20 protein-coding genes are annotated in these 24,242 nt (G+C 34.3%); 13 read left to right on the top strand and 7 right to left on the bottom strand.

Annotated elements, in window-relative coordinates; all coding sequences use genetic code 11:
• Positions 1–49: 49 nt before the first annotated feature.
• The 5 genes from R9X47_RS04615 to R9X47_RS04595 all read left to right on the top strand — a co-directional run bounded on the left by R9X47_RS04615 (position 50) and on the right by R9X47_RS04595 (position 6,062).
• On the top strand, positions 50–1,444 hold the full coding sequence (locus tag R9X47_RS04615; protein WP_432665552.1) for a Sapep family Mn(2+)-dependent dipeptidase: 1,395 nt from the start codon (positions 50–52) through the stop codon (positions 1,442–1,444).
• Between the two features lie 31 nt (positions 1,445–1,475).
• The gene (locus R9X47_RS04610) at positions 1,476–3,029 is read left to right on the top strand and encodes a BglG family transcription antiterminator (protein WP_432665551.1); all 1,554 of its coding nucleotides are present in this window, start codon (positions 1,476–1,478) and stop codon (positions 3,027–3,029) included.
• A 206-nt stretch (positions 3,030–3,235) separates the two neighbouring features.
• A complete protein-coding gene (locus tag R9X47_RS04605) occupies positions 3,236–3,952 on the top strand; it encodes a ribulose-phosphate 3-epimerase (protein ID WP_432665550.1) in 717 nt (238 codons plus the stop codon).
• A gap of 49 nt (positions 3,953–4,001) precedes the next feature.
• Positions 4,002–4,490 (top strand): PTS sugar transporter subunit IIA, encoded by a 489-nt coding sequence (locus R9X47_RS04600; RefSeq protein WP_432665549.1) that lies wholly within the window; start codon positions 4,002–4,004, stop codon positions 4,488–4,490.
• 186 nt (positions 4,491–4,676) lie between these two features.
• On the top strand, positions 4,677–6,062 hold the full coding sequence (locus tag R9X47_RS04595) for a tryptophanase (RefSeq protein ID WP_432665548.1): 1,386 nt from the start codon (positions 4,677–4,679) through the stop codon (positions 6,060–6,062).
• A 448-nt stretch (positions 6,063–6,510) separates the two neighbouring features.
• Here the strand turns inward: R9X47_RS04595 and R9X47_RS04590 are convergent, their stop codons facing one another.
• Together R9X47_RS04590 and R9X47_RS04585 are read right to left on the bottom strand one after the other, a co-directional pair.
• Positions 6,511–7,674: an iron-containing alcohol dehydrogenase gene (locus R9X47_RS04590; RefSeq protein WP_432665547.1), complete on the bottom strand. Its 1,164-nt coding sequence runs from the start codon at positions 7,672–7,674 to the stop codon at positions 6,511–6,513.
• A gap of 14 nt (positions 7,675–7,688) precedes the next feature.
• On the bottom strand, positions 7,689–8,153 hold the full coding sequence (locus R9X47_RS04585; RefSeq protein ID WP_432665546.1) for a heme-degrading domain-containing protein: 465 nt from the start codon (positions 8,151–8,153) through the stop codon (positions 7,689–7,691).
• A gap of 220 nt (positions 8,154–8,373) precedes the next feature.
• Here R9X47_RS04585 and R9X47_RS04580 point away from each other — a divergent pair, with 220 nt between their 5' ends.
• The 6 genes from R9X47_RS04580 to R9X47_RS04555 all read left to right on the top strand — a co-directional run bounded on the left by R9X47_RS04580 (position 8,374) and on the right by R9X47_RS04555 (position 15,904).
• The gene (locus R9X47_RS04580) at positions 8,374–9,213 is read left to right on the top strand and encodes a Cof-type HAD-IIB family hydrolase (RefSeq protein ID WP_432665545.1); all 840 of its coding nucleotides are present in this window, start codon (positions 8,374–8,376) and stop codon (positions 9,211–9,213) included.
• Positions 9,214–9,305: 92 nt separating this feature from the next.
• Positions 9,306–10,514: a 6-phosphofructokinase gene (locus R9X47_RS04575; protein WP_432665544.1), complete on the top strand. Its 1,209-nt coding sequence runs from the start codon at positions 9,306–9,308 to the stop codon at positions 10,512–10,514.
• 251 nt (positions 10,515–10,765) lie between these two features.
• Complete coding sequence (locus R9X47_RS04570) at positions 10,766–11,029, top strand: HPr family phosphocarrier protein (RefSeq protein ID WP_432665543.1); 264 nt, start codon at positions 10,766–10,768, stop codon at positions 11,027–11,029.
• A 405-nt stretch (positions 11,030–11,434) separates the two neighbouring features.
• Positions 11,435–13,363, top strand: a complete 1,929-nt coding sequence (locus R9X47_RS04565) for an aconitate hydratase (RefSeq protein WP_432665542.1) — start codon at positions 11,435–11,437, stop codon at positions 13,361–13,363.
• A 119-nt stretch (positions 13,364–13,482) separates the two neighbouring features.
• Positions 13,483–14,484 carry an isocitrate/isopropylmalate dehydrogenase family protein gene (locus R9X47_RS04560; protein WP_432665541.1) on the top strand — a complete coding sequence of 334 codons (1,002 nt, stop codon included), beginning with the start codon at positions 13,483–13,485 and terminating at the stop codon, positions 14,482–14,484.
• A 64-nt stretch (positions 14,485–14,548) separates the two neighbouring features.
• Positions 14,549–15,904 (top strand): citrate/2-methylcitrate synthase, encoded by a 1,356-nt coding sequence (locus R9X47_RS04555; RefSeq protein WP_432665539.1) that lies wholly within the window; start codon positions 14,549–14,551, stop codon positions 15,902–15,904.
• A 112-nt stretch (positions 15,905–16,016) separates the two neighbouring features.
• Here the strand turns inward: R9X47_RS04555 and R9X47_RS04550 are convergent, their stop codons facing one another.
• Positions 16,017–17,126, bottom strand: coding sequence for a DUF3810 domain-containing protein (locus tag R9X47_RS04550; RefSeq protein ID WP_432665538.1), 1,110 nt, complete (start codon positions 17,124–17,126; stop codon positions 16,017–16,019).
• Positions 17,127–17,826: 700 nt separating this feature from the next.
• Between R9X47_RS04550 and R9X47_RS04545 the strand changes: the two genes are divergently transcribed.
• Positions 17,827–18,567 carry a lytic transglycosylase domain-containing protein gene (locus R9X47_RS04545; protein WP_432665537.1) on the top strand — a complete coding sequence of 247 codons (741 nt, stop codon included), beginning with the start codon at positions 17,827–17,829 and terminating at the stop codon, positions 18,565–18,567.
• A 119-nt stretch (positions 18,568–18,686) separates the two neighbouring features.
• Here R9X47_RS04545 and R9X47_RS04540 read toward each other — a convergent pair whose 3' ends face one another.
• From R9X47_RS04540 to R9X47_RS04530, 3 genes are all read right to left on the bottom strand, one after another.
• The gene (locus R9X47_RS04540) at positions 18,687–19,100 is read right to left on the bottom strand and encodes a hypothetical protein (RefSeq protein WP_432665536.1); all 414 of its coding nucleotides are present in this window, start codon (positions 19,098–19,100) and stop codon (positions 18,687–18,689) included.
• Between the two features lie 154 nt (positions 19,101–19,254).
• Positions 19,255–19,698, bottom strand: a complete 444-nt coding sequence (locus tag R9X47_RS04535) for a cell wall hydrolase (RefSeq protein ID WP_432665535.1) — start codon at positions 19,696–19,698, stop codon at positions 19,255–19,257.
• 635 nt (positions 19,699–20,333) lie between these two features.
• Positions 20,334–20,906 carry a TetR/AcrR family transcriptional regulator gene (locus tag R9X47_RS04530; RefSeq protein ID WP_432665534.1) on the bottom strand — a complete coding sequence of 191 codons (573 nt, stop codon included), beginning with the start codon at positions 20,904–20,906 and terminating at the stop codon, positions 20,334–20,336.
• Positions 20,907–21,061: 155 nt separating this feature from the next.
• Here R9X47_RS04530 and R9X47_RS04525 point away from each other — a divergent pair, with 155 nt between their 5' ends.
• Entirely contained in the window at positions 21,062–23,035 is a 1,974-nt protein-coding gene (locus R9X47_RS04525; RefSeq protein WP_432665533.1) for an FAD-dependent oxidoreductase, read from the top strand.
• A gap of 596 nt (positions 23,036–23,631) precedes the next feature.
• On the opposite strand, the gene R9X47_RS04520 is transcribed toward R9X47_RS04525, so the two are convergent.
• On the bottom strand, positions 23,632–24,021 hold the full coding sequence (locus R9X47_RS04520; protein WP_432665532.1) for a helix-turn-helix domain-containing protein: 390 nt from the start codon (positions 24,019–24,021) through the stop codon (positions 23,632–23,634).
• Positions 24,022–24,242: the final 221 nt, after the last annotated feature.

Genomic DNA, 24,242 nt, shown 5'->3' with positions numbered 1-24,242 from the left:
GCTTATTAAGGAAGAGCCCCTTGTTAACTAAACTTTTAGGGGTAGGAGTATGAACAGAGAGATCATAGTGCAAAAATTACAGGATTATAAAGAAGATATTAAAAAAGACCTTGCTCAATTAGTGGAAATTAATTCGGAAAGGGATTTAACAACCAAAAGAAGTAATGCTCCATTTGGGATAGGGATTAGAAAATGTTTTGATAAAATGATTGAATTCGCTGAGAGAGAAGGATTTGAAGTTAAGGATTTTGACGGTTACGCAATCCATATTGATTATGGAGATGGTCCAGAAACCCTTGCTATTTTAGGGCATGTAGATACCGTCGGCATCTATAATATTGAGAAATGGCATAGCGATCCATTTAGTTTGCTTGAACATAATGGATTTTGGTATGGTAGAGGTGTAAATGATAATAAAGGACCTATATTAGGTTGTCTATATCTTTTAAAGATATTAAAGGAGTTAAACGTCAAACCAAGTAAACGTATTAGGCTTATTATCGGAGGTGCGGAGGAAACCACCTGGGAATGTATGGAGCATTATTTTAAATACAATGAAATGCCTATCTATGGTTTTTCACCCGATGGTGATTTTCCCATCGTAAACTGTGAAAAGGGTATTAGTTATTATAAATATTGTGGAAAGAGAGCCCCCACAAATGATGGGATTATTAACATTAATACCATTAAATCAAATAAGGATATTATCAGGGTATGCTCTAGGGCTGAGATTTATATTACAACAAAGAGTCCAGAAAAATTAGTCAAACTATTGCCTATAAATGAAAATAGAAAAGCTTATATTGAAAAAAATAGATTACAAATTATTTATGAGGGAGTATCTGCAGTAGGAAGGAATCCGCATAAAGGACAGAATGCACTTTTTACCTTTGTGAAGGAGTTCGAAGGGATATCCGGTCTAGATTCTCGATCTCGGGACTTAATAGAATTCCTATCTTTCTATTTCGTTGATTCGATATACGGTGAGAAGCTTGGTATTCACCATGAGGATAAAGAAACTGGAGGTACCACCAGTAATCTTTCATATGTCATATTAGACGATAGAGGCTATACAGTCTCCTTTGATTATAGATATCCAAATGGAGTAGACTATGGAAAAATTGTAAAAAAGCTTCAATGTATAGCTAATGAAAAGAAATTGGTGTTAGTCACTATAAAGGAGATGCCATTACTTTATGTATCTCCCGAAAGTGAACTAGTAAGAGCCTTGAAAAAGGCCTATAAAAGTATTATCGGTGAGGAGACAAGGTTATTTTCAAAGGGAGCAGCCAGTTATGCAAGAGCGTTGAAGCAAGGGGTTGCATTTGGACCCACCTTTTCCACTGATAAAGCAAACTCACATAAGGCTAATGAATGCCTTAATATAGAAAATTTTATGAAGGCTCTTCTTATTTATGCTGAAGCTATAAAGCTATTAAGCTGATTTTGAGAATATAATTATACGAGGTGATATTGTGAATATCCGAATTCTTCAAATCGTAAAGATCTTGATTAATGCCAGTGAAACTAAAACAATTGCCTATATTGCAGATAAACTGAATGTATCAAACAAGACCATTAGAAATGATCTGAAGGGCGTAGAGAAAATATTAATTGAGAACAATTTAAAGCTCATTAAGAAAACTGGTGTTGGGATATATATTGAAGGTGATGAAAAAACGAAACTTAGGATGATTTCTAATATTAAATCGTATAACCAAGTCAACAAACAATATACATCTAGCGATCGACAATTGTATATTCTCAATCAGCTATTGGCTGATAATAAAAAAGTAACGACTACCAGCCTACAAAATGAGCTTTTTATAAGCAGGCCATCGGTTTATAAGGACTTAGAAAGAGTAAAAGAATGGCTTAAAGAAAGAGATATTGAAGTTATTTATGATAAAAAGAAGGGTATTACCCTTCAGGCTGGAGAGAAAAGAATTAGAAAGGCCATGTTGGATCTCTTCCTTTTAAGTGAAGATTACGATGAGGTCATTGAAATGCTGGAAAATATAAATAGCTCTGGTGATGTTAATTATGCTTCAATAAACTATTTCTCCTACTCTCAGAAGGAGGACATACTTGGAGTTGATTATGAAAGAGTAAATAAGATTATTTTAGGGCTTGAGGACAAATTTAATATTAAGTTTACTGTTACAGATCTAACTAGATTAACCATCAAATATTCTATAGCAATATCGAGAATGATGGACGGTAAATTTGCAGACATGAAGGAATCTACATTAAAAGAACTTCAGGAGTTAAGTAAATATGAAAAGATGGTTGAAATCGCTAGGGAAATAGAGGATGAGTTTAATATTTCTATTCCTGTTGAGGATATTGGGTATTTGTTTGGGATTACAATTGTATCTAAAACTCACTTCGATGACATGGATTGGAATATAAATGAGAAGATGCTAGTAATCAATAAAATAGTGACTCAGGAGATTATAGGACTTACAAAGGAGAGCTATCAGATTTCTGATGAAGAATCCTTCTACAATGGATTAGTTCATCATTTGAAGTCTGTAACAAATAAAATCAAATATGGTCTAGATTTTCACAATACAATAGTTGATGAAATCAGAAAAAACTATCCTGAACCATTTGAGATAGCACTAAAGAGTAAGTCGATCTTTGAAGAATACTATAGCTATGAGATTCCTATAGAAGAGGTAGGCTATATAGCCTTGCATATTGCAGCAGCAATTGAGCGCAGCAAGAAGCCCCTTTCTACCTATGTAGTATATCACTCAAGCTATAGTGAGATTAAATTGATGATAGAGATACTAAAAAATAATTTCAACCAGCTTAGAATTCAAAAGGTTATACCAATTTCTATGATTGATGATATAAATCGTGACGAGATAGATCTTATTATTACGACTCAGAAATTGGAGGAAAAATTGGATACCAACACTGTAGTTTTGCCTACGGTATTAATAGATGACGATATGCAAAAGTTCGGAAAAATTCTTAGGGGAATTTATAAAACACAGAACGACAAGCATTTGAAGAAATGAGATAATTCCAACTTGACAGGGTTGCATAATAGATAGGGTAAAACTCTAGGGTTTTAAAATTATATATGATAGTTAGTTTTTGATGATGGTAATTATGCAATTTCCTTATTTAAAAAAGTTCCATAATTAATGGCAATTACTTTTACAACAGAAAAATGCTTATTATGCTAGACTATGGATGTAGAAAATAGAAGGAGTGATTTTATATGAAACACATAAAAATTGCAGCAGGATTAGCACATGTTAACTATGGTAATATTGCAGGAGTAGTAAAGGAAGCAGTAGATGCAGGAGTAGATTATATACATTCAGATGCTGCAGATATGCACGATTTAAAAAATCTTCAATTAATGGGTGGACATCAGATTATAGAAGGGATTAGGCCGGTCACTGATAAAATGATTGAATGCCATTTCTATACGGAAACCTGTGACAGACTATTTATTGAAAAACTTGCTGATGTTGGAACTGATATGTTAATCCTACCGGCAGAGCATTTTCTTGGGGCTCAATTAGCGTACATTATCCACTACTGCCGTGAATTTGGAATGAAGATTGGGTTAACACTCGGATGCTATACACCTTTATGTTTTGTAGAGGAATCGATTTATGATATAGATAGACTTCATATAGTTGTTCATGGTGTTGATGAAACTGATGGTAAAGATAACTGGGGATGGCGTAGAAGTGCCGTGGACCTTGTTAAAAGAGCTAGAAAAATGATCGATGAAAAGAATCCGAAGTGTGAATTAGCAATAGATGGTGGCTTAAGACACAATAACATGGAGCCTCTTATTGCTTGTAATCCAGATGTAGTAATCCTTTCTTCTGCAATATTTAAATATCCTGAGGGTATAACTGCAGGAGTTCAGGCTTGTAGAAAGGCTATAGATGAAGCCGCTGAAAAACATAACCTAAAATAGTTATCGATAAAGAATTCAACGAACTATATCATAGGGTGGTGAGTAGTAGATGTTTAAAAAGATTTTCAAGAAAAAAGAGGAATTATCATGGTTAGTACCATTAACTGGTGAGGTTAAATTAATAACTGAAGCACCTGACCCAGTTTTCGCTCAAAAAATGATGGGTGATGGATTTTGTGTAGATCCTACATCGGGAAAAGTGTGTTCTCCAGTAAAGGGAGAAATCGTGTCAATTTTTCCAACCAAGCATGCCATAGGCATTATGTCCGATACAGGCCATGAGATATTAATACATTTTGGCATTGATACTGTGAATCTCAATGGAGAAGGCTTTACCCTATTAGTCAGTACTGGAGATAAGATAGAAGCAGGACAATTATTGATTGAAGTTGATATCGATAGTATAAAGGATAAGATTCCTTCGTTAATAACAGCAGTTGTTATTACTAATCTCGAAAACAAATCGGTTGATATATCCAAGCTAGGTGAAGCCAAGCAAGGGGATACTATCACTTTAGAAATAAAGTCAGATTGTTGACAAAGTCAACAAGATGGCAGGCTACCTGGAAATTTGAAGTTCGAGGCGTGCTGAAAGCAAGAGACCGCAGCGTATATAGACATACGTAAGGGTTCTTGATTGAAGCGACAACGAAGAAATTCGGGTTTGCGGGCAGCCTGAGCTTTAGAAATAAAGTCTAATTAGTATTTTAGGAGGAGAATAAAGATGAAATTTATGACAGCAGAACCCTTTAGAATAAAGATGGTAGAACCAATTAGAAAGACTACAACGGAAGAAAGACAGAAACTGCTTAAGGAAGCAGGTTACAATGCATTTAGACTTAGAGCAGAGAACGTTTATATAGATTGTTTAACCGACAGTGGTACGTCGGCAATGAGTTCACATCAATGGTCGGCTTTAATGTTAGGAGATGAATCCTATGCCGGTTGCAAGAGTTTTTATAATTTAGAGGCATCGGTTCAAGATGTATTTGGGATGCCATATGTACAGCCAACCCATCAAGGTAGAGCAGCAGACTATATTATGGCTAAGATCTATGCTAAAGAAGGAAAATACGCTATTGGAAACATGCACTTTGATACATTTAGAGGAAATGCTGAAGTTTTAGGTGCTTTAGCGGTTGATTACGTTATAGATGAAGGAATGGATGCAGGAAGCGCGTCACATCCATTTAAAGGAAATATAGATATAACTAAGATGAAAAATTTAATAGCAGAAAAGGGTGCAGAAAATATATCTGTAGTTATTATAACTATTACATGCAACAATAACGGCGGTCAGCCAGTTTCAATGAAGAATATTAAAGAGGTAAGTGAGCTTGCTAAGCAGCATAACATACCAGTTGTATTAGATAGTGCAAGACTTGCGGAAAATGCATACTTCATTAAGCAAAGAGAAGAAGGTTATCAAGACAAGTCAATAAAGGAAATAACAAGAGAAATGTTCTCGTATTGTGAAACTGCTACAATGAGTTCAAAGAAGGATGGACTTGTAAATATAGGTGGTTTATTTGTTACAAGAAATGAAGATGTATTTGCCGTTGCAAATCAATTAGCAATTGTACATGAGGGATTTGTAACCTATGGAGGTATGTCAGGAAGAGATATGGAAGCTCTAGCAGTTGGTCTTCAAGAGGTTTGTGATGAGCAGTACCTTGAGTATCGTATAAATCAAGTAAAGTATCTAGGAGATAAGCTAAAGGAAAAGGGAGTTCCGATCATCGAGCCTACTGGAGGACATGGAGTTTATGTAGATGGTGCAAGATTCTTCCCACATATACCACAGTATGAGTTTCCATCTCAAAGATTAGTTTGTGCATTATATGAGATAGCAGGTGTACGTGCAGTGGAGTTAGGGGCTTGTGCCTTTGGTTCAAAGGATAAGGAAACAGGAGCGCCGATTTGGCCAGAATTAGAAACGATGAGGATAGCTATTTCAAGAAGAGTATATACAAACAGTCATATGGATGTTATAGCAAATGCCCTTGGAGAAATCTATAAGAACAGGGATCAATATAAGGGAATGAAACTTGTGTATGAAGGACCTATTACGTCGCTAAGACATTTTACAGCTGGATTTGAGTTGCTATAGATAGTAAAGAAATAAATGATGGGGTGTCTCAGAATGGCGAATTTCTGCGTTATTTGAAATATTCACCGACTTGGCACGTACGTTAGTACTAGCCAAACCGTTGAAATTTCAAAACCTTGAACTTCACTCATTCTGAAACACACTAGGGCTGAGCTCATGAGAAACCTTTATGAGACAGCCCCTTTTTTAATTAATCCGTTAAGTTAGATACTGCAGCGAAGTCTTATGATATTTACTTTTTGTTCATGCAATTAACCTGTTTTCTGTGTATTTTAAAGGTGAAAAAAGGTTCATTGAAATCACTAAAAGGAAATATCAATATCCCTTAAGTATCTGAAATTTCAGGGTTTGATTCTGCTGTCATAAGGGGATAAATTAATAAAAAGTGATAGGACTATATATAGTCCTATCACTTTTTATTAACATATTCAAATGTATTTAGAGTAAGTTATCTTAGTTCCTTAGAATTTAATATAATTCGTTGTAAATCATCTTTACTACCAAAGGGTAGAAAACCTAAAACAGGGCAATTGACGATTAAATCAAACTGTTCATCTGAGACATTATAATCCTCAAATCGAAGATAAAGACCAATATCACCTAAGAACTTTTCAATAATATCTCCTAACTTAGCGGCCGCATCTTCATCGGATACGGTATTTAAAGTTTCATCAAAGATTCTAGCCACACAGGCAAATTTAGCAGTATTTAAATGATGTTGACTACGTAGAAATTCTGGAAATACAAGGGCTAAGGCTTCTCCGTGGCTAATGTGAGTAATGCCTCCAATAATTTCACTTAAAGGATGGGGAGCCGATGCACCGGCATTTGATAAGCCAATACCAGCTAAGGTTTGAGCATATAATAGCTTTTCTCTATAATCTATATTTTGTAGATCGTTAACCGACTTTACTAGATAATCCTTAATTGTTTTTATTGCTTCAATTGAAGCTAACTCACTAAAGGGTGAAGCAGCTGAATTAATATAACTTTCAAATGCATGGGAGAATGCATCGAAGCCAGTAGAGGCAGTAAGCTTTCTTGGTAAGGTTAACAACAGGCTAGGGTCTAAAATAGCATCATCGGAATAGTTTAATGGATGAAAAATAGTATTTTTATCGTCTCCCATGGAGAGAACAGCGGCTTGAGTCACCTCAGAACCTGTACCAGAAGTAGTTGGTATAGATATGTGTGGGATATATTTTTCTGACAAGGGCTCATAATTGGCATGGGGGCTAGTATATGTGCTGAATACATCTTCCCAGTGAATCTCATCAAGACCATTCAGTAGACAGATGGTTTTAGCAGTATCTATACTGGAACCACCACCAACAGAGAGAACAAAATCTACATTATTATCTTTTAGTAACTTGATACCTTTTTCTACAATTTCAGTTGTTGGGTTTGGAATTACATGGTCGAAATGTACAACTTCGAAATTATTCTTTATTAAAATATCTTTTATCCTAGAATAGAGTGAATCAAGGGGAGGCGTATTTGCAGTAGTAACCAATAAACATTTCCTTCCGTATTGCTTTGCAATATCGCCCAGGATTTCGACTTGGCCTACACCAAAGTATAATTTCGTAGGCATGTTGAAGTTTAGATTCATGTATTTCATCTCCTTTATTTTAAATACCTTCTTATAGTGCTAATAACTAAATTATGATCTTCTTCAGGTGATAGACCAGCTACTGTAATTGATCCAATGACACCTACATTTTTGAGGATGATAGGTACAGAACCACCAACAGCTGCATATTTTTCATCGGACAATCCATATTTTTGAGAAAGTGTTGTCTCGTCGCGATCTAGCTTTGTGGCCATATAAATTGAACTTGTAAAAAAATGTTCCACTACATTTCTTTTACGGGTAATCCACAGGTCTTTATCGGGAGTTGTACCGTCAAAGGAGAAGTGGAATAGCTGGTGATTAAATCTACTTATATCAATGGTAATTTGGTATCCGTTGTTTTTAGCAATATCAATTAGATGATTTCCGATGGCCAAAGCAGTCTCGCTGGTGAATTCGTTAAAACTTAATGTTTCTAGTTCAGATTTATATTTTTTAAGCAAAATATCGTTAGTCATTGTACTCCCCATCCCTCTATTTTTGTTAAATTATATCACAGTTTACGGGCCTGAAATTATAATTATACTTCTCTAATGATGTAGTAAAAACTTAATAAAATAGGCAATATTTTTTGCCTCATTATTGTGGAACTAATAATTATTGTTGACCTGTTGATTGCTGCGAAAGGAAGATAATATAATTAATTTATAAAGTTGACTGGTAAAGGTGGTGATAAATATGAAATTCAAATTAGTAGCTGTTGATTTAGATGGTACATTATTAAATAAGAAAGAAGAGATCGGAAAGCAAACCATGGAATTAGTAAAGGAAGCAATAGCTAAGGGCGTAAAATTTGCTATGTGCTCAGCTAGAATGTATCTGCCAACAAAATACTATAACGTTCAAATCGATAAACACCAGCCAGTTATTACTAGCAATGGAGGGCTAATTACTGAATACGAGAAAGTGATATCTTCATATCCAATAGCTTCAGATGAGTTAATAGAAATTATCACAGTTGCTAGGGAGGAAAAGGAAGGCATATATTTTAGCTTTGGTCACGGTAGCTATTTAAAAAACTATATATGTACTAATATCGATGGATTTGCCAGATATATTCGCTACGAATATAATCAAATGGTTTATCCTGAATTTAGAGTAGATGCAAGATTATTAAAGGACCCTATTAGATATATAACTAAGAATAATATTGAAACATATATAATATCATTTGTAGATGAAAACCCCTTAGTTCTAGAGAGGTTAAAAGGCAGATTAAAGAGATTAAACAAGTATGAAATAACTAGCTCAGAAGCCAACAATATTGAAATCACTCAAAAAGATGTGAGTAAAGGAAATGCCCTAAAAATATTAGCCAATCATTACGGTTATTCTATAGATGAATGTATCGCAGTTGGAAACGACAGAAATGATTTAAGTATGATAAAAGTTGCGGGACTTGGGGTAGCTATGAAAAACTCCAGCTCTTATATAAAGGAGCATGCTAATTATATTACAGAACATGATAATGAAAATGAAGGAGTTGCGGAAGTTATAAAGCGATTTATCTTATTATAAGAAAATAATTTCATATATATAGAATGCACTTATAAATTTACATTTTGATTTCTATAGTTAAAATTATGATAAATTGAAATAGGAGAGATAATATGAAGAACTGTTTAGTTGCACAATCAGGAGGACCTACAGCAGTAATCAATGCAAGTGTAGTTGGTGTAATACAAGGGAATAAAGAAGTAAAACACTATGATACTGTGTATGGAGGGATTAATGGAATAGAAGGGATTTTACAAAATAAAATTATTAATCTATCTAAGTTAACGAATAATGAAATAGATCTTTTGAAACACACTCCGTCCTCCTCCTTGGGGTCATGTAGATATAAAATGAAGGATTTTACTGTGAATGACGATGACTATTTTAAGCTGTTCGAAATATTAGACAAGCTTGATGTTCAAACTATGTTCTATATCGGTGGAAATGACTCAATGGATACGGTAGGAAAGCTTAGTCAATACGCTAAGCTAAATGGGATTGATAAGCAAATCATTGGAATCCCTAAAACCATCGATAATGACTTGTTCCATACAGACCATACACCGGGCTATGGTAGCGCTGCGAAGTATATAAGAACTATAGCATTAGAAACATATTTAGATTCAAGTGTCTATACAAATAATGGGATATTTATTTTAGAGACCATGGGAAGGGATACTGGATGGCTAGCGGCTAGTAGTGCCCTTGCAAAGATAAACGGAAAATCAGTTGTTGATTTTATATATCTGCCTGAGGTTCAGTTTTCAAAGGAGAAGTTCTTAGAGGATGTAAAGAATAGATTTAAGGAAAACAATAAGGTATATATAGTAGCTTCAGAGGGTATAAAAGGCGAAACTGGGAAATACATCTTTGATACTAGCTCGTCAAATAAGCATGACGGATTTTCACATGTTCAACTAGGGGGAGTTGGAGGCTACTTAAAAAATCTAATAATAGAAAGTGGGATAACCACAAGGGTCAAAGTATTAGAGCTAGGTGTGACTCAGCGGTGTGCTATGCACTGTGTTTCGGAGATAGACATAGAGGAAGCTGAATTAGTTGGTAAGGAGGCAGTAAAGTATTCAATGGAAGGCCATACAGGTTTTATGGTTGGATTGAATAGGATGCAAAATAATCCTTATAAAGTCGAGACGTTTATGGTTCAAGCTTCTAAAGTTGCAAACAATATTAGATATTTTCCACTCAGCTGGATTACGCCTCAGGGAAATAATGTTACTGAAGAGGCAATAGAATACATGGAGCCTTTGATTATGGATAATATGAAAAATAAAGTATCTGAATTTATACAGCTTTGTGTGTAGGGACATAGAGATGTACGCTTGTAAGGTTTTATGTACTCAAGTAGTCTTTGAGAATCCTTTTGGCTCATGCTATGAACCTGTTTTGAATTAGAAGCACAAGGTAAAAACAGATTCATAAAAATCGCTCAAAAGGAAACCTCAAAGTCTACTTTCGTTTCGTGAGCTTTATGAGCGTACAGCTATAATACAATCTAGCACACAAGTTTTACTAAAGAATAGATAACAACAATATAAACTTAGGGGGAATTAAAATGTATAAGGTAGAAGTGGAATTAAGAGCTCAAGCTGGTTTACATGCAAGGCCAGCGGGTTTATTTGTGAAGGTAGCATCAAAATACTCATCAGATATAAAGATAGTAAAGGATGGAAAGGAGTTTAATGCAAAAAGCATTATGGGTATATTGAGCATGGGAGCTGCAAAGGGAGATAAATTAACAATTATTGCTGAAGGTGCAGATGAAAAAGAAGCCATTGCTAAGCTCAAAGAATTAGTCGATAGGAATTTTGGTGAATAGAAATATATATGGGTATCATAAAGTAAACTTATGAAGTAAATAGAGCAATAATCTAGAGTTGGAAAAGCGTCGTTTGTGACGCTTGAGACTGTTGACAAACCCGAATTTCTTCGTCGTTGCCTCAAGCAAGAACCCTTACGTATGTCTGTATGCGCTGCGGTCTCTTGCTTTCAGCACGACTCGAACTTCAGCTTTCTCAACAGTCTATCATCTTGTAGACTTTATCTACAATCTGAAGCGTCGTTTGTGACGCTTTTTTTTTATACTTTCTCCAATGACTCCTTTTTAATAATTTTATAAATAAATTTGCTTGACACTGAATAATCATACAAGTATAATTGTATACAATAATACATTACAAAAACGCAATAATTTTGATTATGGATAAGTGAAAGGGTGGTTTGAATGAAGAAAAGTTTAGTTTATAAAATCCTTGAGAAAAATTTATTATCGGGTTCAGTAATAGAAGGAAGTGAAATCTCAATAAAGGTTAATCAAACACTGACTCAAGACTCTACAGGTACAATGGTCTATTTGCAATTAGAATCCATGGGAATTCAGGACATCAAGACCGACTTATCTGTAGCTTATATAGATCATAATACACTTCAATCAGGATTTGAAAATGCCGACGACCACGAATTTATTAAAACGGCAGCAGCAAAGTATGGAATCATATTTTCTAAACCTGGGAATGGGATATGTCACCAATTACACTTAGAACGATTTGGTAAGCCTGGTGACGTTTTAATTGGTTCAGATAGCCATACACCTACATGTGGTGGATTAGGAATGATTAGTATTGGATCAGGTGGTTTAGATGTTGCCGTTGCCATGGCAAAGGGATACTATTTTCTCAAGGTTCCAAAGGTACTCAATGTTGAACTGGTAGGAAAATTGAAGCCATGGGTTTCAGCAAAGGATGTAATCTTATATGTACTAAAGGAGCTAAGTGTTAAGGGTGGAGTAGGATATGTTGTTGAATATTCTGGTGAAGGAGTCAAGGAACTATCCGTAACAGACAGAGCCACCATAACTAATATGGGTGCCGAACTTGGGGCAACCACCTCGATCTTCCCTAGTGATGAAGTAACAAGGGAATTCCTAATAAAGCAGGGAAGAGAAAAGGATTTTGTGAATATTGCTGCTGATGAAGATGCAGTATACCATAAAAAAGTAAAAATTGATCTAAATGATATTGAGCCAATGACTGCAATGCCCCATAGTCCTGACAATGTGGTCTCAATTAAGGATATAGAAAAAATAAAAGTAGATCAAGTCGCAATAGGGAGCTGTACTAATTCATCTTATACCGATCTAATGAAGGTGGCAAAGATACTAAAGGGTAAGAGAGTACATCCCGATGTGAGCTTAGTTATCTCACCGGGTTCTAGCAATATACTTAGGATGATGTCTGATAACGGAGCATTAGGGGATTTAATTTCAGCAGGAGCTAGAATACTTGAGGCATCCTGCGGACCATGTATAGGTATGGGCCAGGCACCAAAAACCGACGCTGTTTCCCTACGAACATTTAATAGAAACTTTAAAGGTAGGTGTGGAACAAAAAGTGCCGATGTGTACTTAGTCAGTCCTGAAACTGCTGCTGTTTCAGCAATTGCAGGATACCTAATTGATCCGTCAACTGTTGGAGATATGCCAGCTATAGAACTACCAGATAAATTTGACGTGTATGAAAACTATTTTGTATGTCCACCTATTGATAGAGACGGACTAGAAGTAACAATGGGCCCAAATATCAAGCCTTTTCCAGTTAACAAGGATTTAAAGAAGAACATAAGTGGAAAGGTGTTATTAAAAACCGGAGATAATATCACAACCGATGATATAATGCCATCAAATGCTAAGTTGTTACCATTTAGATCAAATATTCCTGAACTATCTAAGTACTGTTTTGGGACTATCGTCGATGATTTTCATATAAGAGCAAAGGAAAACGATGGAGGTTTTGTCATAGGTGGTGAAAATTATGGTCAGGGTTCAAGTAGAGAGCATGCTGCATTAGTTCCTCTATACCTTGGAGTTAAGGCAGTGATCGCTAAGTCATTTGCTAGAATTCACAAGGCAAACCTAATAAACTCTGGAATAGTACCATTAGTTTTAAAAGACAAAGATGATTATGATAAGTTTGATGAACTAGATAATATTGAATTAGTAGATATTATAGAATCTCTTGAAAATGGTACAGAAGTAGAATTAATTAACAGATCAAAGGCAGTTTCTATTGATTTAATATTTGAAGGCTCAAAGAGAGATGTAGAAATTCTAAAGTGTGGTGGATATTTAAACTACGCTAAAAAATTAAATGACTAAAGTAATGCTATTGTAATGATTAATAAATTTCACTGAAAGAATGTATGAGCGTTCATTATTTCAGCAAAATCTATCTTAAGTTTTAAGATAGCATGACTATAATAAAGAGGGTGAATAAAATGTATGATATTACGCTTATACCTGGGGATGGGATAGGACCGGAGGTTACAAACTCTGCTAAGCAGATTATAGATGCTACAGGAGTTGAAATAAACTGGGATATTGTAAATGCTGGAGCTGATGTATACAAGGAGAAAGGAGTACTTGTTCCCGACGAAGTTTACAAAAGTATAGAAAAGAATAAGGTTGTACTTAAGGGACCTATTACAACTCCTATAGGATGTGGATTTAGAAGTATCAATGTATTACTTAGAAAAAAATATGATCTGTTTGCAAATATAAGGCCTGTAGAAAAAATAAGTGGAATTAACACACCCTTTGAGGATATTGATCTAGTCATATTTAGAGAAAACACTGAAGGCCTATATAGTGGTATAGAAAAGCAAAATGACGATGATACAGCCGAAGCAATTAAAGTTATAACAAGGAAAGCATCTTTGAGAATAGCAGAGGAAGCTTTTAAATATGCTAAAAAGAACAATAAGAAAAAAGTAGCAGTGGTTCATAAGGCCAATATTATGAAGCTTACAGATGGATTATTTTTAGATTGTGCAAGGATGGTTTCAGATAGTTTTCCAGATATTGAATTACAAGAAGTTATAGTTGACAATATGTGCATGCAGTTAGTAATGAACCCATCAAAATATGAGGTTATTGTTACTACAAATCTATATGGAGACATTTTATCAGATCTATGTGCAGGACTTGTAGGAGGCTTAGGTCTTGTACCTGGAGCAAATATTGGAAAGGATATGGCAATCTTTGAAGCGGTTCATGGAAGTGCTCCTGACATTGCTGGAGAAAATCTAGCCAATCCTACGGCTGTAATATTATCGGGAGCCATGATGCTCAACTATTTAGGAGAAATAGAGAAATCTAAGGCAATTGTTGATGCAGTGCATAAGACCATCAAAGAAGGAAAATATACTACTAGGGATTTAGGCGGATCATCTTCGACTACTGAGATGACTAAGGCTATAATTGAAAATCTCAACATCTAGGTAGATGAAAGTGAATAAGGGGATAAAATGAAGTGTATTTCTTTTAAATAAGGGGGTAAAAAAATTGACTAAGGAAACCTCTGCCAAGTTACTTGATGAATTAACTATTACAGCAGAGAAAAATAACTATATACGACCAGAGACTTATAAAATGTATAACATAAAAAGGGGCTTGAGAAATAGAAATGGAACTGGTGTTAAAGTAGGGCTTACTAAAGTGGGATATGTTCAAGGATATAAGCTTGAAGGTAAAGAAAAAATGGCGGTTGAAGGTGAATTGTTTTATAGAGGAATAAAACTTACTGAGATTGTTAGGGGATTTCAAGAACAAAGGCGCTATGGTTTTGAGGAATGTGTGTATCTGTTATTATTTGGAGAACTTCCAACTCAAAGTAAGCTTGATGAATTTAATGAGATGCTTGATGAGTGGAGAACATTGCCACAGAGCTTTACAGAAAATATGATTCTTAAGATTCCAAGCAAGGATATCATGAATAAATTACAGAGGAGTATATTGGTGCTATATTCCCATGATGATGCAGCCGATGATACCAGTGTGAAAAATCTTTTACTCCAAAGTATAAAGCTAATAGCGAGGTTTCCAACAATAATATCCTATGGATACCAGGCAAAAGCCCATTATTTTGGCAAAAAAAGCTTGTTTATACATGCACCTCAAAAAGGTATGGGAACGGCTGAAAACATTCTTCACATGATTAGACAAGATAATAAATATACTAAAACAGAAGCTGAAATTCTAGATCTATGTCTTGTAATACATGCAGAACACGGTGGAGGAAACAATTCAGCCTTTGCCACACATGTTGTGTCATCATCGGGAACAGACACATATTCTGCCATAGCATCAGCAGTTGGAGCCTTGAAGGGGCCAAAGCATGGTGGTGCAAATATTAAGGTAAGAGAAATGATACTTGATATCAAAGAGAATGCACTGAACTGGAAGGATAGAGGTATGCTCAAGGATTATCTGCTAAAGATACTGAAAAAAGAAGTATTTAATGGAGAAGGTTTAATATATGGCATGGGTCATGCAGTATATACCAAGTCAGATCCAAGGGCGGAGCTTTTAAAGAAGAAGGCCTACGAGCTTGCTATTGAAAAGGGTGCCATGGATGAATTTAATCTATATAAAAACATTGAAGAATTAACAATTGAGATATTTAAGGAGTTAAAGGGCGAGGATACACTCATATGTTCTAATGTAGACTTATACTCTGGATTTGTATACGAAATGCTAAATATCCCACAGGAGCTTTATACACCACTCTTTGCGGCGGCTAGAGTACCAGGATGGTGTGCCCATAGAATCGAGCAGATTGTTAGTGATAAGAAAATCCTTAGACCTGCATATGAGGTCGTGAATATAGGAAATGATTATATTCCCATGCATGAGAGATAATTTGTGCGAGGCGTAAATTATTATAAAGTAAAAGAGAGGCTGTCTCATAAAGAAATCTTGTGAGACACCCCTCTTATTATTTTTATGAACAACGCACTTTACAAAGCGGCTTTTAGTCGTCTTTGCTTTCTTTACTTCTATATTCAGCAATAAGCAAGTCTACCATTCTACCATAGCTTCGGACACCATCTTTTTGATAATTAGATTTAAGGTATGCATTATTTAACTTTTCAGATGCTCTTTCTACTGGGCCTTCATAGGACTTCCAAAATTCACTTAAAGAAATTAAATCCCTATTGACTCCATCGCCGTATCTTTTTCGAAGCTTGGTGAATTCATCTCTATCGTATTTATATAGGGTGTTCATAGAATGAATCAAGGCTAAAAGTGTTCCTGAGTATTGAAACTCTATATCAGGATGCATAGTGCAGGTTAGGTATGCAATAAAGTTAGCTTCATCCTCCCTTGCAAATCCCCGTTGATGAGCCATTTCGTGGCATGTAGTGCTAGGAATCATACAATCAGGGATTTCTATATTAACGTTGGCTTCGGAGGTGAAAGGAGAGTATATGCCGGATATTCCTGAGATAGACAAACCCTTAGATAAGATAATACCCTTAGGTCTACCATATATACCTCCTAACTCACTATAAAGATTTGACGCTACATTATATCCCTCGGTAGCTTTTGTAAAAACCTTCTTTTTACTGTAATTAAGATTCATCACCCCAAATGAATCCTCTTCTATATCTACTCTTAACTTGTTTGCTCTATCTATAAGATCATTACATACCATAACTAATTCATCTGTAGAAGAGGGCCTTGCATCAAGCCTTGAAATTTTTGAAAAGGGTAATCGATGATAATTTAGTCCCCAGATAACTATGAATGTAAAGTATGCAATACTTATTAAAATAATAGTATTTAAGAGAAAATTTAAACATAAATGTATTCTTTTGTTTTTAAGCTTGATAATTCTTATAATGATTACAATTATTGCGGCAATAGATGCAATAACTATGGAAATTAACAGAAGCTCTCCCACGGAAAAAGGAAATACACCAGTAAATCGGCTAAGGGATTGGTTAATAAGTTTATAAATACTGTTTGAATACAGTTTTTCAATGGCATAAGGAAACTTTGAACCAATGTAAGATATTAATATTGCTAGTGGTAAAAGAAGAATTAAAAAAATCCTTTTAGGTATTTTTTTGTTTCCCATGATACAACCATCCTTTGTCATAGACCGCTTCAGAAAATGTGATTTTCCTTAGGTTTTTAGTATGGGTCATTTATAGAAAAAAATCCGATTTAGATATAAAAAAAGAATACTTAAATCTTCTAATCTTTACTGGATCATAAAAGTAATCATTTTCACTATAAAAATATATAATACTATGAAAAGAATGTAAAGGGTGTTTTTAAGCTCGATTATAAATAGATTTAATATGAACAGTAGTTTATTTTTCAAATTTACTTATTTGGGATAAATTTCCATGAAAAATAGGCGTTTAGACGTAAAAAAATCAAAAAAAAGTTCCTAATTCTATTCGAAATTTAACGTGTGATGAATGTATTGAAAATAGGCGCTTGTATGGATATTGACAGCTCCATTTTTTTACTAGATTTCTATGAAAATTTAACTAAATTTGATGGAATATATTGCAAAGCTTCACCAAATGTATTATAATCTTTTCTCGGGTATAGAAAAAAGCATTTTTGGAAATGCTTTTTTTTATTGGAGTGATTTCTCTAAGAGAAATTTGACCCAAAATGAAAGGGGTATATACCCTAGGGTTTTATGGTAGATAATAGTCCACATTTGGAACCATGTATTTGATATACATAGGAATTTTAACCCATGACAAAAACTAAGATGCTTATAAATTGAAACAATTTTTAAGAAAGGAGTGATTCTGATTATGACTAAAAGACTAGTAAAAGTACTAATATTGATAATTCTAATCATAAATACTGCATATATTAGTTACGCACAATACTCAATAAAAGCTAACTCTAGAGTATATACTTCTAAGACTGAGAACTTGAAAAAAGAGTTTTCTGTTTTATCAGTTGAAATTGATGAGAAGATTAAAGATCTAGAGAAATTAGTGGAAGAGATCGAGGAAAAGAAAGAGGTTTTAGGAGAGCTACAAAGCGTTCAAAAGTACATAGAGTTGGATTTGGATAGTGATTTGGATAAGGTTCAAAAAATCGCTGATAAAACCCCTTTAGACTTAGAAACAGCTGCTATAGTGGCTGCTTACTCTAAAAAGTTTAACATTAAAGCTTCTTTAATACTAGCGATCATAAAGCTCGAAAGTAATTTTAATCAGTATGAAGTAGGAGAAGATGATGATAGAGGGTATATGCAAATCATACCTTCTACTGAAAAGTGGTTGGCCAAGAAATACGGTCATAAATTAGGATTAGTATATAATCCCCAAAAAATATTTGAACCAGAGTATAATATTGGTTTAGGTGTAATATACTTAAGCATCTTAAAGGAAGCCTATGGAGAAAACTATGAAAGAATTCTCTCTGAATACAATAGGGGACCATACAATCTGAAGGCATATTATCAAAAACATAAAACTTACTCAACGACTTACTCAAGAGGAGTTTTAACAAGAGAAAAGAAGTTTCTTGAATTAAACGAATAGCAATGTAAAATGCCAGCACAAAATCAAGTGCTGGCATTTTACATTGTTGATCATTTTAAAGGAGAAATAAGACTAGGGGATTTGATCTTATTAGATTTTTAATAACTAAATAACATTCATTAAGGTCTAGTTGGACCATCTTCAAAAATTGTTACAAATTTAATTGAGTAAATATCGGCCATTAATTCGTTTCCAGTACCGGCCTCTTCAATGACAATGTAACTAATACCAACGTCTTTTATAATTCCTTCTTTATCGATAAAAAGATTAGTACCGATCAGGAATTCAATTTTAGCATATTCACCTATTTTAGTCTTTAAATAGCCCTGTGTATAGTTCACGTCATCTTGTACAGGTGGGCCTGGCTGAAGCAGAAAATCTGGTTCCCCAGAAGTACCAAAGCCTGCTATAGGTGTCGGCTCATCCTGTTGTCTATCCTCTTGATAATGTGGCATACCCATCATGGAATTTTCTCCTATAGGATTGTTTGACATTGGGTACATTGGCATTCTAAAAAAATAATTTGAATACATTTATTCGTGACCTCCCTAATTTATATATAAATTATCAGAGCAAACTGCATAATTACCACCTAAAATTCTATCTAAAGATAGTTTTTAAAGCCCTGGAGCTATGCCTTATTTACCATGCAACTCTACCAAGTTAGAATTATGCAATTTAGTGATCTTAAGTTTGAGCATATTTTTCAGTAGGGTTATAGAAGCAGTGGGCACCTACTTGAACCTGCAAGTTTCCAGTTCCGTTTCTAGGAAAAACGTAAGGACATGTTGGCTGAAATGGGTTGAAGTACCATAGGGAATAGCCTACGGTAAATAGACGATTACCAGATAAAGCCCAATCAGCAATATCATAATGTATCTGTTCAGGGGGACTAGCCCATATTGTTTGAGGATTAGCTACTCCTCCAAGTACCGACCGAACACAGTCAAATTGACCTTTTTGATAGATTACCTTTCTAATATCCCCTTGATTTACTCTATGATATTCTCCGTAAGGTACTCTAACGCGATTCATTACGACAGTAGCTACGGCCTTCATACCGTTATCGCCTTCGCCACCCGCCTCACACTTAATTATTCTAGCAAGTAATTCTCTATCCGAGTAAGCCATTAGCATTCATCTCCTTAAAGATAAAATCCTAAATCTCTAATGTGATATTCGATTCTAAAATTACAATATAGACATCAGACTTCAAATCCAAATTTATATGTTAAAAAAGTAATGAAGGATTTTCCTTTAGTAGATCGAGTTTTTTAGAATCAACTATAGATATGCAACCTTAAAGTTGCTTATCTCTAACATTAATTTTGATTTGGATATATAAAACTTACAATACTATTTTATGCATGAGATTTGTAAAGGTTCGTAGAAATTTTAAAGAAGTGAAAATAATTGTTTTGAGGTAGGTAAAATATAAGAGTTAAGGAGTAATGGCTGTTACATTAGTTATGAATAGTATCTTATAGGGACTAGAATATAGATATATTTTTTAAAATTATGGGAGAAAATAACACTCCTAGATATAGCAAATAAAATAGGCTCAAAGGTAATATTGAAAACAATTAATTACCTTCAAGCCTATCACTCATATCAATAAAAATTTCAATTTCTCTTAAAATTTTTTCTCTTTGCTCTGGGATTAGTTTTCTTTCTTTTCTTAAGCTTTTCTACCCTGACCCTCCCCGGCTATAAACGGCATCATGTATTGTATCATCAGTCAGAGGAGAATTAATAGTCCTTTCAGGTTATAGTCTGCTTTCAAATTGCAAACAGGTATTATAACTATTTTCCATCAGTTGGTTCATTATTTCAGCAATATCTGATATAGGTGCGCTCATTTCGTTTTTAAGCCAACATTGAATCATCCCTGTTGTACCTGAAGCGATGTATGAAGAAACATAATAGTTAGCAACATTCTTATCATAATTAACTTTATCGTAAGGAATTGTAAAAATCAAGTTTTGCAGTTTCACTGCAAATGTGACCCTATTTTCATCTAGAAAGAACAGATTGAACAATGATGAATTCTCTTTGATTACACTGAGTAATTCAGTAAAACATGCTCTTGAAAATAAATCTCGATCGTTTTGTGTATAATAATTTTTCATCAATTTTTCAAGTAATTCAAGTGCTTCATTTTCTAATTTGTCAAGCATATCATAAACATCTGTGTAGTAGTTGTAAAATGTGGAGCGATTTACATCAGCTATATCTGAAATCTCTTTAACTGTGATTCGATGAATATCTTTTTTCTGTAAGAGAGAAATGAATGTTTCTTTTAATACTTTTTTTGTTCTTCTGACACGGCGATCTGACATTAAAGACTCCTTTCAAAAATATTTACGACATTATTGTCATTTCTGTTGTATAAACATCGTATGCTTCAATAATGCTGATTGAATTATATACTATACCTGTATTATAATCAACACATGTCGAAAAGTCAAATTGATATGTCAAGGAGGAGATTGTAGTGGCAAATTTATATCCAAATTTATTTCAACCAATAAAAATTGGTAATAGAGTAGCAAAGAATAGAATTATAATGTCGCCGATGGAAGACAATATGGCTACGAAAGATGGATTACTCACTGAGAAATCAATAGCCTACTATGAAGAACGCGCAAAAGGTGGAGCAGGCATAATAATGACGGGCATGGTCAGTGTTGATCATAAACAGGGAAGAATATCGGCTCATGAAGCCTCTATGGATGATAAAAAGCATATTGAGGGATTTAGAGAACTTGCTAAAAGAGTCCATCAACATGGAGCCTTGTTAATACCACAATTAGGACATGGTGGTATTGGAGCACATGGAAAACTTTTAGATGGTCAAGCTGTGAAAGCTGTTTCCTATGGTCCGCTTGTTAAACGTATGATGAGTATGGCACCAAATGAATTATCATTAGTAGAGGAGTTTACAACAGAAGAATTAGAAGCGTTGATAACTAAGTTCATTAAGGCAGCTATGTATATGCAAGAGGCAGGTTGTGATGGTATAGAACTACATGCCGCACATATTTATATCTTTGTTCAGCTACAAGTGAAAATTTTTAATAACAGAAAAGACAAATTTGGTGGAAGCTTCAATAAACGTAGTGGACTCATAAGAAAAGTAGTAAGGGGAATTAGGGAAAAGTGTGGTAAAGATTTTATTATCGCTGTAAGAATAGGAGCAAGAGATTATTTGCCCTTAGGTCTTGGAATGTCCCCTAAGCAGGGCATTAAATTAGCTAAAATGTTAGAGCAAGAAGGAGCAGATTTAATCGACGTTAGTATTGGAATGGATCCAACATTTAAAAAAGCAGCCATTGTTGAGCCACAAGGATTTAGTGAAGGATTTAGAGCCCACTTGGCAACGCCAATTAAAGATGCTTTAAATATTCCTGTAACAACTGCAGGTGTACTACGAACACCAGAGTATTGTGATGATATCATTAAAAATAATGTCACTGACTTTGTATCCATTGGTCGTGGTTTAATCGCCGATCCATATTGGCCTAAGAAAGCTATGGAGGGTAGGGCTGATACAATAAGAAAATGTATATCTTGTAATGAAGGATGTCATAAGTCACTTACTGGACCTATACAAAAATCATTTAGTTGTACAGTTAATCCAGAAGTAGGGCGTGAGTATGAGGATAAAGTTGTACCCAAAAAGAAAAAAAATGTAGTAGTAGTAGGTGGTGGACCTGCTGGGATGCAAGCCGCAATTTCTGCAAAAGAACTTGGTCATGAAGTCATACTTCTTGAAAAGACCAGTGAATTAGGTGGTCAACTTAAATTAGCAACGATACCTCCAGATAAGGAATTTATAGCATGGGCTACAGAGTGGTTTGAAAAGAGAATCCGTGAGCTGCAAATTCGAGTTAAATATAATATAACTAATGCAATCAAAGAAATAAAAGGTATCCATCCAGATGAGGTGATACTTGCTACCGGATCAATACCATTTACGCCCCCTATAAAAGGAGTAGAAAAAACGATAAGTTCTTGGGATATACTTGGGGAGGTAGAGCTGGTAAGAGATAAAAAAGTAGTTGTAATTGGTGGTGGGCTTGTTGGTGCAGAAACTGCACTATATTTAGCCGAAAAAGGAAATCGAGTGACAATCATCGAAATGGCAGATGAAATTGTTAAAGATATAGAAATGCTTAGTGGAAAACGTCTATTAGGCAGCTTAAAGGATGCTAAAGTTCGTAAAATGACAAATACGAGAGTAAATAAAATCACTTCAACCTCCGTCAAAGTTGTAACTGGTAATAAAGAAAAACAAGTTAAAGCTGATATTGTTGTTACAGCTGTGGGTAATAAATCAGTGGGTCAAGAGATTTATGAAGAGGTTAAAAAACTTGGGTATAACATATCACGCATTGGAGATGCGAAACAAGTGGGGAAAATAATAGACGCTGTTTCAGATGGCTACGAAATTGCGATGGAACTTTAAAGTTTTAAGATGATGGGATTAGTAGCAACTGAAATTTGGTAAAAGTCCTTATAGTCTTGAAACATGCTAATTCAACAAAAAAATTAAGTATAGGGCTGTATCATAAGTGATTAAATAAGCGCTTATGATATAGCTTTTTAAATTAGAAATAATTACTAAAAAGAAAAAGGGCAGTCGGGAAATGGAGATACAATACTGAGACCTGGGATCGAATAGGGGTCTGGCTTTTATAATTTTGTTATTTATATTTATTGGGATAACAAAATTATAAAAGCCAGACTTCAAATCATTTAGATAAGCAACCTTAAAGTTGCTTATCTCTAACATTAATTTTGATTTTGATATATAAAACTTGCAATACTATTTTATGAATGAGACTTGTAAAGGTTCGTAGAAATTTTAAAGAAGCGAAAATAATTGTTTTGAAGTAGGTAAAATATAAGTGGCAAAAATTAATAGCTGTTGTACTAGTTATTCCGCAGTTAGGAATAGTATCTTATAGTAGAATAGAGAATGACTCTATTTTTTCAATTATAGGAGAAAATAATGCCACAGTATAACAAATAAAATAGGCTCAAAGGTAATATTGAAAACAATCAATTACCTTCAAGCCTATCACTCATATCAATAAAAATTTCAATTTCTCTTAAGATCTTTTCTCTTTGCTCCAAAGTGAGTTTTTCACCCTTTTTTATTTTGCCCTTTTTAATATAGATTTCTAGTATTTCATCAGCTAGGTTGTCAGTTTTATCATCAGTCAGTGCTACATCGTTACATCCTTTGTCCTTAATATCAGTACTGCCAAGCAGATAGTCAGTCGTTGTATCTAAAATATCAGCAATTTTCTTTAGTGTTACTGCGTCAGGTATCCTAATACCTTGCTCATAATGACTATATCCACTTTGAGACATATCCAGCTTCTTGGCCATATCATTTTGTTTTAGTTTTCTTTCTTGTCTTAAGCTTTGCAATCTATTGTTAAGCATAAATATAACCCCTCGTAATGTGTTTAATGTTATTATACTACTTACTGTAATAAATTTTGATGAATATTACAAAATGGATAGAAAAATCTTAACTCATTCCAAATTGTAATTTATACTTAAGTAAATATTACATAATGTAATATAGAATGAAATGTAGTATCTAGTATCATTATTTGGTTTTGATGACTAAATTTTTAATTTCTCAAGATCATATGCTTTTA

Origin of the sequence: Wukongibacter baidiensis (assembly GCF_050888315.1) — a bacterium.
Classification (GTDB): Bacteria; Bacillota; Clostridia; order Peptostreptococcales; family Caminicellaceae; genus Wukongibacter; species Wukongibacter baidiensis.
Note: the sequence above shows the minus strand (reverse complement) of the source record. Positions and strands in the feature narration are given on the sequence as shown.

Coding starts and splice junctions, on each gene's coding strand:
- R9X47_RS04595 (WP_432665548.1), top strand. CDS start 4,677: ATGAAATTTATGACAGCAGAACCCTTTAGAATAAAGATGGTAGAACCA.
- R9X47_RS04590 (WP_432665547.1), bottom strand. CDS start 7,674: ATGAATCTAAACTTCAACATGCCTACGAAATTATACTTTGGTGTAGGC.
- R9X47_RS04565 (WP_432665542.1), top strand. CDS start 11,435: ATGAAGAAAAGTTTAGTTTATAAAATCCTTGAGAAAAATTTATTATCG.
- R9X47_RS04580 (WP_432665545.1), top strand. CDS start 8,374: ATGAAATTCAAATTAGTAGCTGTTGATTTAGATGGTACATTATTAAAT.
- R9X47_RS04570 (WP_432665543.1), top strand. CDS start 10,766: ATGTATAAGGTAGAAGTGGAATTAAGAGCTCAAGCTGGTTTACATGCA.
- R9X47_RS04600 (WP_432665549.1), top strand. CDS start 4,002: ATGTTTAAAAAGATTTTCAAGAAAAAAGAGGAATTATCATGGTTAGTA.
- R9X47_RS04575 (WP_432665544.1), top strand. CDS start 9,306: ATGAAGAACTGTTTAGTTGCACAATCAGGAGGACCTACAGCAGTAATC.
- R9X47_RS04585 (WP_432665546.1), bottom strand. CDS start 8,153: ATGACTAACGATATTTTGCTTAAAAAATATAAATCTGAACTAGAAACA.
- R9X47_RS04560 (WP_432665541.1), top strand. CDS start 13,483: ATGTATGATATTACGCTTATACCTGGGGATGGGATAGGACCGGAGGTT.
- R9X47_RS04605 (WP_432665550.1), top strand. CDS start 3,236: ATGAAACACATAAAAATTGCAGCAGGATTAGCACATGTTAACTATGGT.
- R9X47_RS04520 (WP_432665532.1), bottom strand. CDS start 24,021: ATGCTTAACAATAGATTGCAAAGCTTAAGACAAGAAAGAAAACTAAAA.
- R9X47_RS04540 (WP_432665536.1), bottom strand. CDS start 19,100: ATGTATTCAAATTATTTTTTTAGAATGCCAATGTACCCAATGTCAAAC.
- R9X47_RS04535 (WP_432665535.1), bottom strand. CDS start 19,698: ATGGCTTACTCGGATAGAGAATTACTTGCTAGAATAATTAAGTGTGAG.
- R9X47_RS04615 (WP_432665552.1), top strand. CDS start 50: ATGAACAGAGAGATCATAGTGCAAAAATTACAGGATTATAAAGAAGAT.
- R9X47_RS04550 (WP_432665538.1), bottom strand. CDS start 17,126: ATGGGAAACAAAAAAATACCTAAAAGGATTTTTTTAATTCTTCTTTTA.
- R9X47_RS04530 (WP_432665534.1), bottom strand. CDS start 20,906: ATGTCAGATCGCCGTGTCAGAAGAACAAAAAAAGTATTAAAAGAAACA.
- R9X47_RS04545 (WP_432665537.1), top strand. CDS start 17,827: ATGACTAAAAGACTAGTAAAAGTACTAATATTGATAATTCTAATCATA.